The organism is Sphingobacterium sp. HMA12, from assembly GCF_002933815.1.
Classification (GTDB): Bacteria; Bacteroidota; Bacteroidia; order Sphingobacteriales; family Sphingobacteriaceae; genus Sphingobacterium.
On the sequence record NZ_BEYR01000003.1, the window covers coordinates 503,974 to 516,812 of the forward strand.

Sequence of the window (12,839 nt, forward strand, 5' to 3'; positions counted from 1 at the left end):
TCAAATAAAAAACAAATAATTTCGATAAAAAACTCTAGTAAAAACATTCGCAGCAGCAGCCTTAATCGCAGTATCTACTTTCGCTATGGCAGCTGAAAGCCCAGGTTCAAAATCAGCAAAAGCAAATGTTAACCTTTCAACGGCAGACTTTGCTCTTGAGCATTATGTTGCGGTAACTACCGAAGGAGAATCAGCAGGAGTAGAACAATTATTTGCTGAAGTTTTCAGCCAAAAAGTTCAAGCTTCCAATGCACAAAGCCATAGCCGTAGCGCGTTGATCAAATCTTTGAAAAAACAAAAAAGAGAGAAACTAAACTGTGTGGTAAGCACCGACATACTTGAAGAGTCGGCGGACTACATGGTTGCCAAAGTAACTTTGAAATTTGAAGATTTTACCAAAACAGACCTAGTGACGTTGGTTCGTGAAGGTAACGACTGGAAAGTGTCCACATCAATCAATTCATACAAATAGGAGCAATCTCAAATAAATATATAAATATTGTAAAGCCACCTCGAGAGATGTGGCTTTTTTACGTCAAAAGGGCCTGATTCTCATCAGACCCTTTCTCTTAGCGTTTACTTGTACAGTAATTTTTATGTTTCCTATCGTTTCCTCTTTTTTGTTTCCTCATCCAATGTTTTTAAAGACTATCGGATTTTCACTGTACGACGCCAATTTTTATGTTGGTCCTTTCTGTCGAAAGGTAGCTAATAGCCGCTTTGTATAGGAAGAACAGTAGCCGATGTGAAATAGTTTTATTGGAGTAAATTATTTTTGATAACTTGAATTAGCTTGTGTTGCTATGCTTAATCCGTTTATAGTATGATAAGAATAATTAGTCTTGGCGGTATATTCTTTTTTTTAGGGGTTTCATGTTCTGTTCGTTGATTAGCTTCCATATTGCAGTTAGAGGAGAATACTAGCGGTAAACTCCAACTCAACGGATATTACTATACAAAGTTAGATAGCGATTTTTTGATATCTTTTTTTTGCATGAAAACGGAATAGTCTATCAGGTTGAAAACCCCAAAGTCAAAAGTAGGTTTCATAGTATCGATGGGAGGTATTCGAAAAGCTATGTTGGTGATAAAAAGAATGCTTACGTCTATATATCCTGCTATTCCTAAGCAGAAGCAGTGGCAGGAGTAGGTTTAAAGCGGACTCCTAAGAATGGATTTTACTTACAGATTAACTCATGACATGAATACAGAGAAGATTACAGCGTTAGAAAAGAGATGGACAGAATTGTTAAAAGGTCCTAAAAAATCAGATCAGACTGAAATTGGAAGAACAAAAATTACTGCCGCTGAATTGCAGCATCAATTGCTTCAAAATGAAGATTATCAAAAATGGCTTAGGGAAAAAGAAAGGGTTCGAATAGCGCTTGAAGAAGCTTATGCTGAAGATGAGAAGCCATTAGTTGAAGATTTGAGGCAAGTCGGGGTCGATGTAAAATCTGTGTGGAATTTAGTAAATACCAAATCAAGTTATAAATCAGCTATCCCTGTTTTGTTGGCGCATTTACCAATGCAATATCATTTAAAAAACAAAGAAGGAATAATAAGAGCATTAGCAGTGAAAGAAGCGAGAGGGATAGCTTGCAGTGCCATTCTTGAAGAATATCACAAAACTCCAAAACACGACTTTAATTATCGGTGGCTTTTGGGCAATACCATGGCTGTCATTATTACTGCGGATTATATTGAAGATGTGATAGCTGTTGTCCAGGAAAGAGATAATGGCGAGTCAAGGCAGATGTTTGTTAAAGCATTGGCAAATATGAAGTCTCCGAAGATTAAAGATATATTTGAACAATTATTGATAGATAAGTGTGAAGTAGTAAACAAGGAAGCTCAAAAAGCTCTAAAGAAAATAAACAGAATAACTGATGATTAGGCTGATTTGAAGCAGATGTTTTTAAGACAAATGGTTGAGAATAAAGTGATCTTTGTGTTTAGCCGATGTTTTGCGAAAAAGTATTTTGATTAACTTGTTTTGATGAATCATAAGCTTATATAGTGAATAGATTTCTACTTTTTAAAAATTAAAATAATGAAACTTGTCGATTTAGTACGATATTTTAGAAATGGTGGTAGTTATGACAATTTTTGCCGACTTCAATCTCTGGACGTTAATTCCGAGGTGATTGAAATTTATATGTTAGAACCAGTTAATTTAGATAGCGAACTAGCATTTTTTGCAATAGAAGATACGGAGGGAAAAATTGAATATGTGTTTAATGATAAAACATATTCTAATCTCTTTGATTTTTATATTTTTCAGGATTCAATTGAGGAATTTAAGACAAATGGAGATTCAGCAATAACCGATGAAGAAATCGCTTGTAGGTTATTGATGTATGGGTTAAATGATGCTTAGGCATCTGACGAGTCAAGACAGATTTTTGTTAAAAATTTTTGGATATTGTAGTGAATAAAGTATTTGGTTGCCAATTTGGTCATTACCTATTAATATTTGAATATCCGAGAGTTGGAACGACAGATTAATAGCTCCGTCTTTGAACGCGCAATGATTGGACATGTAAAACTCTCGTCACTGCCGAGAGAATTTAAGCAGGTATTAATAAAGCGTTTAAAGATAGCTACGTTTCTGATTTTTTAAATTTTCCAGAACCCTATAGTGAAGGAGAGCTTCAAAAAGGGCTGCTTCAGCAGATGAAAGATTTTATTCTTGAGTTAGGCCGAGACTTTCTATTTATTGACCAAGAATATAAAGTACAAGTGGGAAACTCTGATTTTTATATTGATCTACTTTTTTTTCATAGAGGATTACAGTGTTTAGTGGCATTTTTTGTTGAACGATTATGGCGGACAGTTAAATATGAAAATGTATATTTACAAGCATATGATAGCCCTAAGGCACTACGTTCTTGATTAAAAGATTGCTTTGAATTTTATAATCATGAGCATTTTCATCAGTGGATAAATTATGATAAGCCAAAGAGCTTATATGAGCAAATAGAAGCAGCCTAGAAATGAAGATAATTATATAAAAGACAGAAATTACTGTTTAAGCTAAAGAGCGGAGCTTACTTATGAAAAATAGACATTATAAGATTATACTTAACAGGCCTGAATATGAAACTTTCGAATAACGAACATAACTTCTATAGCGAAATCAGAGACTTGCTTACAGAGGCACGGAGCCAGGCCTATCGTGCTGTCAATACCATTATGGTGCAAACTTATTGGCAGATCGGTAAGCGTATTGTGGAGCAAGAACAGCAAGGCAATAGCCGTGCAGGCTATGGTGATTTCATAGTATCAGGCCTTTCTAAGTATTTGTCAGATGCATTAGGTAAAGGTTTTTCAGAAGCCAATTTGTGGAACATGAGGCAGTTCTACCAAGTGTTCCCTGAATTTGACCAATTCTCTACGCAGCGCGTAGAGAATTCACAATCCGTTACGCAGCGCGTAGCGAATCTTAGCTGGACAAATATTCGTTTGATTATGAGGATCGACGACCCCAGTGAACGGGACTATTATATCAAGGAGGCCACAGGGCAAAATTGGACATCCCGTGTATTGGAACGGAATATCAAGAGCGGTTACTATCGTCGCTTACTTTCTACCCAACAAGCTCAAGCACTTTCTGATCTGGAGAAATATAATCCGGCCGATTTTATTAAAGACCCTTATATCGCCGAATTTTTGGATGTGCCTGAAGATTTGACTGGAAAAGAGTCTATTTTAGAAAAAGCATTGATCAACAATTTGCAAAAGTTTCTACTTGAATTGGGAAAAGGATTTTCCTTTGTCGAGCGTCAGATGCGCATCAGTACGGAAACTTCCCATTTTTATGTGGATTTAGTTTTCTACAACTATCTGCTCAAGTGCTTTGTGGTAATTGATCTGAAGACAACCAAGCTCAGCCATAGTGATATTGGCCAGATGGATATGTACGTTCGTATGTTTGATGCACTGAAGCGTGGAGAAGACGATAATCCGACTATTGGCATTATCCTTTGTGCCGAGAAGGATGAAACTATCGTAAAATATTCCGTTTTAAAAGAGAATAAGCAGCTGTTTGCTTCGAAGTACAAAACGGTATTGCCGAGCGAAGAGGAATTGGCAGAAATGATTGCGATGCGCAATCGCAAATTGATTGAAACACGAGGGGATAATAACAAAAAAAAACGAACATAAAAACTTCACAATTTCGGTAGCCTTGAATATTCTTTTAAAAACTGGTGTCTTAAGGTTATCAACCGGTATGTTAAAAGGTAAAGATGAGCAATATGCAAATTTTGCACATTAGTGATTCAGATAAACTTGTTAAGTTCTATAACCTCGACATCATTCTCTCCATAAACTACCATGTAAATTACCATCATCGCACCGGCAGATTCTGTTATCGGGCTATGGCGCGCTTATGAGCGTATATCTTAAAAGCATTTGCGATAGCTGGGGAGATGAGATTTTAACAAGCTAACGAAAATTGATCAGGCTAAATTTTTTCACCTTCCTATTCCCACCATTCACCGAGTTTTCCCGATCGTTGGTCTAAAGCCCATAGGCTAGGGGCTTATTGTGTCGTAGTTTTGAGTCAACAAATAAGAACAACAGAACTAACAATATAAAATAAAGACATTATGAAAACTCTAGTAAAAACATTCGCAGCAGCAGCCTTAATCGCAGTATCAACCTTCGCTATGGCGGCAGATAAAACAGTTTCAAAAACTGAAAAAGTAACCGTTAATCTTTCCACAGCAGACTTTGCTCTTGAGCATTATGTTGCAGTAACTACCGCAGGCCAGTCAACTGGTGTAGAGCAGTTATTTGCCGAAGATTTCAGCCAAAAAGTTCAATCGGCAAATGCAAAGACAAACAGTCGCGATCAAGTCGTAAAATACTTGAAAAAACAAAAAGGAGCGAAGCTAAACTGTGTGATAAGCACCGATATCCTCGAGGAATCGGCAGATTATATGGTCGCCAAAGTGACCCTAAAATTTGAAGACTTCACCAAGACTGATTTGGTGACTTTGGTACGTGAGGGTAATCACTGGAAAGTATCCAGTTCAGTCAACTCCTATAAATAGTCTCTAATAACTAGTGGTCAGCTCGATTACAAAAGTTGACCACTAGTGAATCATATGTTTATTTAAGGCCACGTCGGGAGATGTGGCCTTTTTATTTGTATAGACGGAGGTTATTATCAAAGCGTCATGCGTTAAAAAGAGTTAATAACATTGCTAAATGTTCAGTTATATAATATTTTTATTGTAAAACAAATTGAAAATGAGTGGACTACAGTTGCTCCTGCTATTGCTCTTTATCACAAACTTATCTTCTGCACAAGATCTGAAAGGTACTATTAAAGATAAGCATTCGGGTGATATTCTTATAGGTGTTTCGATCAAAGTAGCTTCGCACAGCACCCATTCCGATGGCTATGGCAGATTTATATTGTCAGACATTAAGCTTGGAGATACAATCACCTTTTCTTCAATCGGATATCGTGAGGTTAAGTATAGAGTTGGTAACAGCAATCTTGATCATTTGGTCATATATATGGAGCAGGCAACAATTTTGTTGGCTGAAGTAAAGATCAATCCTTTAAGAAATTATAAAGCTGATTCCTTAAAGTTTCGGAAAGAATTTGCCAAGACCTTCAATTATAGCAAACCCAAATTTAAAGATATTTTCATCACCAAAAACTATTCTTCAAATGTCCCGAGACATCCTAATCAAGCAAGCAATAGTACCGCCTCGCTGATTAGTGTTGATGTGCTTTCTGTTATTTCTTTGTTAGGGAAAAAAACTAACCCCCAATCCAACCTCCAACAGAAATTGATAAATGAAGAAGGAGAGCGGTATCTTGATAATAACTTTTCAAAGCGTATGGTTCAAAATTTGACGGGCCTTAAAGGGGACTCTCTACAAACTTTTATGCAGTTGTACCGTCCGAATATTGACACAGCAAAATACATGTCCGACTATGATATTATCCTGTACATCAAAAGGAGTTATCAAGAATATATCAAGCCTTAAGTAGCTTTATCGTCTGAACTGCTCTTTTTTTGTTTTGATAATGTCATGACTACTATTGCTATTTGGGATATGAGCATAATTGAAAGGCCACGAGTAAAAGAATCAGTTCCTACATTTATACAGCGAAAAAATATCCATAATGCCTCCAAAAGCATCAAGCAGTACATTAGTTTTCTAAAGATTGATTCCATGATTTTTGAATTGGTAACTTTCCTATACATCTTTCTTACACCAATTTAAGCAAATAAATACTGTATTGCAAAGTTTTAAAAAAGAGAACTTTGAGTTGTCCATTAACCTCCCTATTCCCACCATTCACCGAGTTTTCCCGATCGTTGGTCTAAAGCCCATAGGCTAGGGCATATTGTGTTGTAGTTTTGAGTCAACAAATAAGAACAACCATCATGAGCATAGATGGAGTAACTCTAAAATTTGAAGACTTTACCAAGACAGACCTTGTGACTTCAATAATTAGTTGTCGGCTCGGTCATACCGGGAGCTGACAACTAGTGAATCATATGTTTATTTAAGGCCACGTCGTGAGATGTGGCTTTTTTTATGTCCAAATATTTTGATGTTAAGCAAAAACGATTACTGTTTTTGCATAATCCCATATTGTTTATTTTCTGCATTTACATTTATCTGATTATTCCAAATACGTTTTGTAAGTGCTTTTAAAGATCTATCTCGTTGAACAGGATGACGTCCGGGACCAGTAAAATACTCATATTCATTGTCGATTTTTGAATACCAAATATTGCCTATATCTTCTTCTTTGAGGGTGTCTATTTTTGTGATTCTTTTAAAGTTCTCTAACTTTTCTTTGTTTAATCCAATCACGTCATAACGTTGTGTTTTATCTTGACAGTCTACCTGGATATATCTTATCCCATTCCAGCACATGCAATCTTTGTCTGAAGGTGGGAAAAGAAATGCTAGTATAATACAAGTAACTATACTAGACCCTCCTAATAAAAGCTTCCGTTTACTTACTCTCAAAAAACTAGAACTAAGCTTTTTAATTGGATTTTCGTGTTGATCGGATACCTTGTCAACATCTGGTAATTTATGTGTTCCGGCAGAATTTGAGAACTCAAGATCAACCATTTTAGAAGGCTCATCTTTTAAAATATCGGGCCTTTCCTTACTGGATTCATAAGTTTCTATAATATCATTTTTGCTGGATTGAGATCCACTTTCCTCTGATATATCATTATTCATGTTATTGAGATGCTGTTTTTGGGAACGGTTATCGCTTATTTTGTTAATTGTTCCCTCCGAAGACTCTTCAATATCTGTGATACTGGATTCCCCCACAGAATGTTTATGATCATTATTTCCTTTTATCGATATGACTTTACTTTCCTCATTTTCTTCATTGGCAAGTTGGCGAAGTTCTCTCCATCGGTCATATGGTCTCGGTTCAAAATCAATAAACAGCGCAAGCAACCAGATAACATTGTCCATTGGTTTATTGGTCCGTTCTTGGATAAAATCCTGTAATGGACGAAATTTATCCGCCCCCGCTTTTTTAATTACTTTTTTTAGGTTGTCGACGGTTCCATCAAAGTCAAATATCTTGGCTAAATCGGATAGGTCTCTATCGAATTCCCCATTTTCTAATCGTATTAAGAACGCTCTCATGAGCTCGCCCCGCGATGCCCGTTGCAAGTGAACAAGCTTTTCTTGGTTTTTCTTCTCATAAAAAGCTTTTAATACTTCTTCGTTATATAGGTCAATTTCAAACATCATCACAAAAGTAAATTAACAGCGTTTCGGAAAATACGGGAAACCGTATCATTTCATATGCGCAAAACTATCGGAAAATCATCGGAAATCTAGGCGAACTAAGGAAGCCCTTGGATACTGTGGGATTTTCAGGGAAACATCGGAAATCCATGATAAAAAGGGTTTTAACAGCTATAACTTTGTTCTCGAAGTCAGATGATAGATCTTTTAAAATATACAACTAAGATACTAAACTGATTTCACAATGAGAAGATATCGCGGTAGACATTAGCCGGTTTGGGAAGCAGCTTCTGCCTCCCGCGATTGACACTCTTACTTCCCAAAAAATTCAGAAGGCCTTCTGAAAACATTTGTAGCAATCCCGTGCATGGTGCACGCGGACCTACCAGGTTTTTGAACTTTTAAATTTTTAGGAAAATGTGGTACTTAATTTTAGCTCTGTTATTTGGCAATGGTGGCAACTGTGATACACCGAAAGACAGTGGTCAAACTACTGTGACACCTTATGGAGATCGTGGTGGAGAAACGGAAACTCCTCGCCCTCCTAAGGGATAAAACGAACAACATTTTTAATAAAAAGGTAGCCTTGTGCTACCTTTTTTTGTATATGTATTTTATTACCTCAAAATTGTCAATATCTTAGAGATAAATTAGCCTGATGTGAAGTATCTATATTTATACTGTATTACTATTTTTATGTTTTCTTGTGTCAGTCCTGACAGGATAAAAGAAGATAAGGCCGTTAACCCAGACTATGACAAGGCCTATGAGTATATTGATGCTGGAAAAACTGACAGTTCCTTTTTCTTTTTTGATAAAGCAAGGCAGGTATTCTTGGATAATAAGGATAGTCTTGGGGTAGCGAAATGTCTTGTCAATATGGCAATTACACAAAAAGATCAAAGTGATTATTTTGGTGCGCAGGAGACAGGTCTTCAAGCTGTTTCATATATGAATGTTAATAATCCCAAGCATCATATTTACCTCAGTACAAATTACAATAATCTAGGAGTAGCTAGTTCTGCTCTCGGCCAATATAAATCTGCTTTATCTTTTTACGGGCTAGCGCTTAAATTTTCTAATGATTCCAGCAATACATTTAGCTATCAGAATAATATAGCTCTTTGCTATCAGAATCTTCGTCAATATAATAAAGCAATTGAAATTTATAACAATCTGCTCGAGAAAACAAAAGAAAGTCCAAAGCGCTATGCGAGAGTACTATCTAATTTGGCGCGAGCTAAATGGCTCCAGAATTCCAATTATCAAAGCGAAGCAGAACTTTTGGAAGCTGCTGCTATTAGAGAACAGGAAAATGACCTTTGGGGGTTAAATGCTAGTTATTCTCATTTGACTGATTACTATACAAACAGCAATACGCAAATAGCTTTGCTTTATGCGCAGAAAATGCATACTGTAGCCAGAGAGATAAAAAGTGTTGACGATCAGATTTATGCCTTAGGAAAATTGGTTGAGTTGACACCTTCATATGACGCAAAAGAGTATTTTAGAGAGTATCAGCATCTTTCTGACAGCATCCAGCAAGCCCGTGCAGCCGCCAAAAATCAATTTGCACTGATACGCTATGAAGTTGAAAAAAACAAAGCTGAAAATCTAAGACTAGAAAAAGAAAATGCTGAAAAGCAAAATCGTCTTATCCGACAACGCGTTATTACCGGTGCAAGCATCTTTTTGCTTGTTTTAGTTGCTGGTGGTGGTACCTTATGGTACAAACGACGCAAGCAACGGCTCGAACTCGAAGCTGAGAACAAAGTCAAAGAGACCCAGCTCCACCTCTCCAAAAAAATACATGATGTCGTTGCCAATGGTATCTATCGTGTCATGTCCGAGATTGAGCATAACGAAGAGGTGGATCGCGATGGTGTACTTGACAAATTGGAAAATATGTACCATCAGTCACGTGATATTTCGCATAATGTCGAACAGCAGACCATAATAGAAGTACCTTACAATGAACAGCTGGCCTCCCTGCTCAAGTCCTTTGCTGCAGATCACCGTCGCGTGCTGATCGCTGGTAATGATGCTGAACAATGGGCTGAAATTAGCAAGCGCATTAAAGAGGAGGTAAAGCATGTGCTACAGGAACTTCTGGTCAATATGAAGAAGCATAGCCAGGCCGAGCAGGTTGTCGTCCGCTTTGAAAAATCAGATCAGCAGCTCACCATATATTATAAAGATAACGGTGTGGGAATGCCAGCCGAAAAATCGCAGGGAAAAGGTCTGGCAAATACGGTTTCCCGTATTGAAAGCCTCGGTGGCAAAATTATCTTTGTCAGTGAACCGGGAAAAGGGCTCGACATTACGACCACTATCCCACTATAATAAAAAGACAATAATGTATGTTTAAAAAAGTACTCATTGCCGAAGACCACGAGATAGCCAACATTTCAGTGCAGAAAACCCTGCACGACCTGGGTATTCACAATACCAAATACGTGTACTATTGTGATCATGCCCTTACCTGGATCAAAAATGCCATCCGCGATGGCGAACCCTACGATCTACTGATCACCGATATCGAATTTGAAGACGACGATAGTCCACAGGAGATCAAAGATGGTCTTTCGCTGATCAAAGCCGTTAAGATGGTACAACCCGATATCAAGGTTATTGTGTTGACTGCCAAAGACCGGTCGGCATTGATCAACGAGATGTTTCGAGAGAATCAGATTGACGGACTTGTACGCAAAGCCCGTCGGGATGGTCAGCATCTGCGCGAGGCACTCCAGACTGTTTATCAACATCGCACCTATCAGTCGCCCGATAGCAAGAAGTTTATTCAGGAACAGAATTCGCATGAGTTTACTCAATTTGACCTGCATATCGTGAAGTTGCTCTATGAAGGAATATCCCAAAAGGAAATGCCTGAATACCTTCAGCAGCGTGATATCCGACCATCGAGCCTCAGCAGCATCGAGAAACGGCTCAACCTGATGAAAGATGTTCTCGGCTTTACCAAAAATGAACAGCTGGTGGCCCATTGCAAGGAGCTGGGCTTTATATAAAGATATTTTTATCTCCTTACGGTTTCCCGTAATCGATCGTTATTGTATTGCATTAGGTTTGTATGGACGGATTTATAGCAGGAAATATATTTTTCGTTACATAAAAATATCCAATGCATTCAGGATATTTAGCGCTATATGTTAACCAATTTTATGAAAAGAGAAAGGCCATCGGAGGATAGCCTTTCTTTATTATTGGCATATTTCGTTCTTATAGCTGTTTTTTAGAAAAGGAGCTAAATTGCATTATTTTTTTTATCTTACAGATAAATTTTCGATCAGCTCGCTTATCCAAATAATCAATTCGTATGAAAAAGTTTTCACAGCCAGTATCCATCTTTTATTTCCTTGCGTTTTCATTTTGCTTGCTCATATTCAGTTCCTGTTCCAAAGAAGAAGTTGCCCCCAAAGAAGGGTTAATTACGCAGGATCTTAAAAATATAACCTTAAATACTGGTTTTACAGATAATGTGATTCCTATCAAAGCAGATAGATGGGCTGTTTCCTATGTCAAAGATGCACTTACAGGTGAGATCTTGAAAGATTCGATGGGCAATGCGCTCAAATTGGAAGGTGTGGGGACCGTTGAAATGGAAGCGGGATGGTTAACCTTGGAAAAAACGGCCAGCAATGAGCTAAAGCTCACGCTGCAAGAAAATTTCAGTGACCAGCCGCGGAATTTTGTGATAGGCATCCAATCGTCCGATAGACAGGATGAAATAACTTTTAGCCAATCTAGGGGTGATGAATACGAACTGATCAACAAGGAAATTGAAGAAATAGAGGGTAGTCGCAAAATATATGTTAGCAGTGAAGGGTGCAGTTCTCTGACAGTAAGAAATGATTCGGATCAGGAGAAAAATGTAGAGACGCTTGAAATCTTTAAAGACGTCAAATACAGCTCTGAATTTTCGAGTAACAGCTACGGTGCTTTTGACTGGATCAATAAAAACGATGCAAGCATTTTTATGGATGAAGTATTGATAGATGATGTTAGTCATTGGCAGGGGAAAGTCCTCTATGTCAAAGGGAAGACCTTTGAAAATTATATCAAACCGGGAAATAGCCAAACATTAGCGCTCAAACCCCATCGGAGCCTCTCTGTTCGCGGTGAGTTTACCTACCTTGAGCGGAGTTGCAATTATACCTTTACCATAAAAAATAAAAATTCAGGGCATCGTTTTAATGTCAAGGGTGTCTGGAAGCAAAAGGTCCCGTTGATCTCCCATACGATAATAGAATAAGCAGATCGTTAAATAAGCCATATTTTATCTGTACGGATGTTACTGGATATTTACTTAGCTTGGTTCATTATTTTTATTCGAAAACGTATTGATTGAATTTAGCGCATAGTAAGCGATTCCATTGTCGGGGTATTCTTCAAGAATTTCTTCGTAGAGTGCCTTCGCTTTTTCTGCCTGCATTGTCTGTGAGTAACAAAATGCGATATTACAAAGTCCCATTTCCCGATAGCACATTTTTGAAGAACTCAATACCGTAATTACACGGTACTTATCCACCCATTTGTTTCTCGTAAAATAATCAACACTCTTTTTAAAATGTGCTATTGCCGTTTCAAAGTCGTTTTGTTTGAGTGCTTTCATTCCTTTTCGATGGCTTCTAGGGACGGTCATTCGCAATACAATTGCTAAAATGGAAAAGATAATGACGCCGATGAAAACATCATCTGTCTGAAAGATATATTCGAAAGTGAATAAAAAAGCCAAGGTTATCGCAAATACAATTGCAAATGCAGGCCAGGATATTTGTCGAACAATAGGAACATTTGAACTCATATTATCAAGATCTAATTTTGGTTGTCATGTAATACTAAATATACTGAATGAAATCATAAAATAGACTTCCTTTTCTTCTTTAAGTGGTTGCATCCCATGTATTGTCTAATTTTTTATTTCTCACATATTTTTTTAAAGTCTACGGTTTCCCGTAAAGTATGCTCTAGCAAACCGGCTAGTTTTGTTCACAAGGAGATAATAACCTGACAACTCGAAGAGCAGAAATAGTTCGGTAGAAATTCTTGTCAAAAGTTGA

General features: G+C 37.4%; 12 protein-coding genes. 10 read left to right on the forward strand and 2 right to left on the reverse strand.

The window, feature by feature from the left end:
• Positions 1-85 precede the first annotated feature (85 nt).
• From HMAT_RS18920 to HMAT_RS18950, 7 genes are all read left to right on the forward strand, one after another.
• A complete protein-coding gene (locus HMAT_RS18920; protein WP_104384403.1) occupies positions 86-472 on the forward strand; it encodes a nuclear transport factor 2 family protein in 387 nt (128 codons plus the stop codon).
• Between the two features lie 729 nt (positions 473-1,201).
• On the forward strand, positions 1,202-1,897 hold the full coding sequence (locus HMAT_RS18925; protein ID WP_158655997.1) for a HEAT repeat domain-containing protein: 696 nt from the start codon (positions 1,202-1,204) through the stop codon (positions 1,895-1,897).
• A gap of 156 nt (positions 1,898-2,053) precedes the next feature.
• A complete protein-coding gene (locus tag HMAT_RS18930; RefSeq protein WP_104384405.1) occupies positions 2,054-2,380 on the forward strand; it encodes a hypothetical protein in 327 nt (108 codons plus the stop codon).
• Positions 2,381-2,580: 200 nt separating this feature from the next.
• Positions 2,581-2,895: a PDDEXK nuclease domain-containing protein gene (locus tag HMAT_RS27800; RefSeq protein WP_199768716.1), complete on the forward strand. Its 315-nt coding sequence runs from the start codon at positions 2,581-2,583 to the stop codon at positions 2,893-2,895.
• A 204-nt stretch (positions 2,896-3,099) separates the two neighbouring features.
• On the forward strand, positions 3,100-4,167 hold the full coding sequence (locus HMAT_RS18940; RefSeq protein ID WP_104384406.1) for a YhcG family protein: 1,068 nt from the start codon (positions 3,100-3,102) through the stop codon (positions 4,165-4,167).
• Positions 4,168-4,613: 446 nt separating this feature from the next.
• A complete protein-coding gene (locus HMAT_RS18945; RefSeq protein ID WP_104384407.1) occupies positions 4,614-5,060 on the forward strand; it encodes a nuclear transport factor 2 family protein in 447 nt (148 codons plus the stop codon).
• 199 nt (positions 5,061-5,259) lie between these two features.
• Entirely contained in the window at positions 5,260-6,012 is a 753-nt protein-coding gene (locus tag HMAT_RS18950; protein WP_104384408.1) for a carboxypeptidase-like regulatory domain-containing protein, read from the forward strand.
• 591 nt (positions 6,013-6,603) lie between these two features.
• Here HMAT_RS18950 and HMAT_RS18960 read toward each other — a convergent pair.
• Positions 6,604-7,764: a hypothetical protein gene (locus tag HMAT_RS18960; protein ID WP_158655998.1), complete on the reverse strand. Its 1,161-nt coding sequence runs from the start codon at positions 7,762-7,764 to the stop codon at positions 6,604-6,606.
• Positions 7,765-8,421: 657 nt separating this feature from the next.
• On the opposite strand from HMAT_RS18960, the gene HMAT_RS18965 reads away from it, so the two are divergent.
• The 3 genes from HMAT_RS18965 (at position 8,422) to HMAT_RS18975 (ending at position 12,031) form a co-directional block, all read left to right on the forward strand.
• Entirely contained in the window at positions 8,422-10,104 is a 1,683-nt protein-coding gene (locus tag HMAT_RS18965; RefSeq protein ID WP_158655999.1) for a tetratricopeptide repeat-containing sensor histidine kinase, read from the forward strand.
• Between the two features lie 17 nt (positions 10,105-10,121).
• A complete protein-coding gene (locus HMAT_RS18970; protein ID WP_104384412.1) occupies positions 10,122-10,787 on the forward strand; it encodes a response regulator in 666 nt (221 codons plus the stop codon).
• A gap of 308 nt (positions 10,788-11,095) precedes the next feature.
• Entirely contained in the window at positions 11,096-12,031 is a 936-nt protein-coding gene (locus HMAT_RS18975) for a BACON domain-containing protein (RefSeq protein ID WP_104384413.1), read from the forward strand.
• Between the two features lie 54 nt (positions 12,032-12,085).
• On the opposite strand, the gene HMAT_RS18980 is transcribed toward HMAT_RS18975, so the two are convergent.
• Positions 12,086-12,583, reverse strand: a complete 498-nt coding sequence (locus tag HMAT_RS18980; RefSeq protein WP_104384414.1) for a tol-pal system YbgF family protein — start codon at positions 12,581-12,583, stop codon at positions 12,086-12,088.
• Between the last annotated feature and the right edge of the window lie 256 nt (positions 12,584-12,839).

Bases quoted from the DNA above. Each gene is read 5' to 3' on its own strand.
- HMAT_RS18920 (WP_104384403.1), top strand. From the start codon at position 86: ATGGCAGCTGAAAGCCCAGGTTCAAAATCAGCAAAAGCAAATGTTAAC.
- HMAT_RS18925 (WP_158655997.1), top strand. From the start codon at position 1,202: ATGAATACAGAGAAGATTACAGCGTTAGAAAAGAGATGGACAGAATTG.
- HMAT_RS18930 (WP_104384405.1), top strand. From the start codon at position 2,054: ATGAAACTTGTCGATTTAGTACGATATTTTAGAAATGGTGGTAGTTAT.
- HMAT_RS18940 (WP_104384406.1), top strand. From the start codon at position 3,100: ATGAAACTTTCGAATAACGAACATAACTTCTATAGCGAAATCAGAGAC.
- HMAT_RS18945 (WP_104384407.1), top strand. From the start codon at position 4,614: ATGAAAACTCTAGTAAAAACATTCGCAGCAGCAGCCTTAATCGCAGTA.
- HMAT_RS18950 (WP_104384408.1), top strand. From the start codon at position 5,260: ATGAGTGGACTACAGTTGCTCCTGCTATTGCTCTTTATCACAAACTTA.
- HMAT_RS18960 (WP_158655998.1), bottom strand. From the start codon at position 7,764: ATGATGTTTGAAATTGACCTATATAACGAAGAAGTATTAAAAGCTTTT.
- HMAT_RS18970 (WP_104384412.1), top strand. From the start codon at position 10,122: ATGTTTAAAAAAGTACTCATTGCCGAAGACCACGAGATAGCCAACATT.
- HMAT_RS18975 (WP_104384413.1), top strand. From the start codon at position 11,096: ATGAAAAAGTTTTCACAGCCAGTATCCATCTTTTATTTCCTTGCGTTT.
- HMAT_RS18980 (WP_104384414.1), bottom strand. From the start codon at position 12,583: ATGAGTTCAAATGTTCCTATTGTTCGACAAATATCCTGGCCTGCATTT.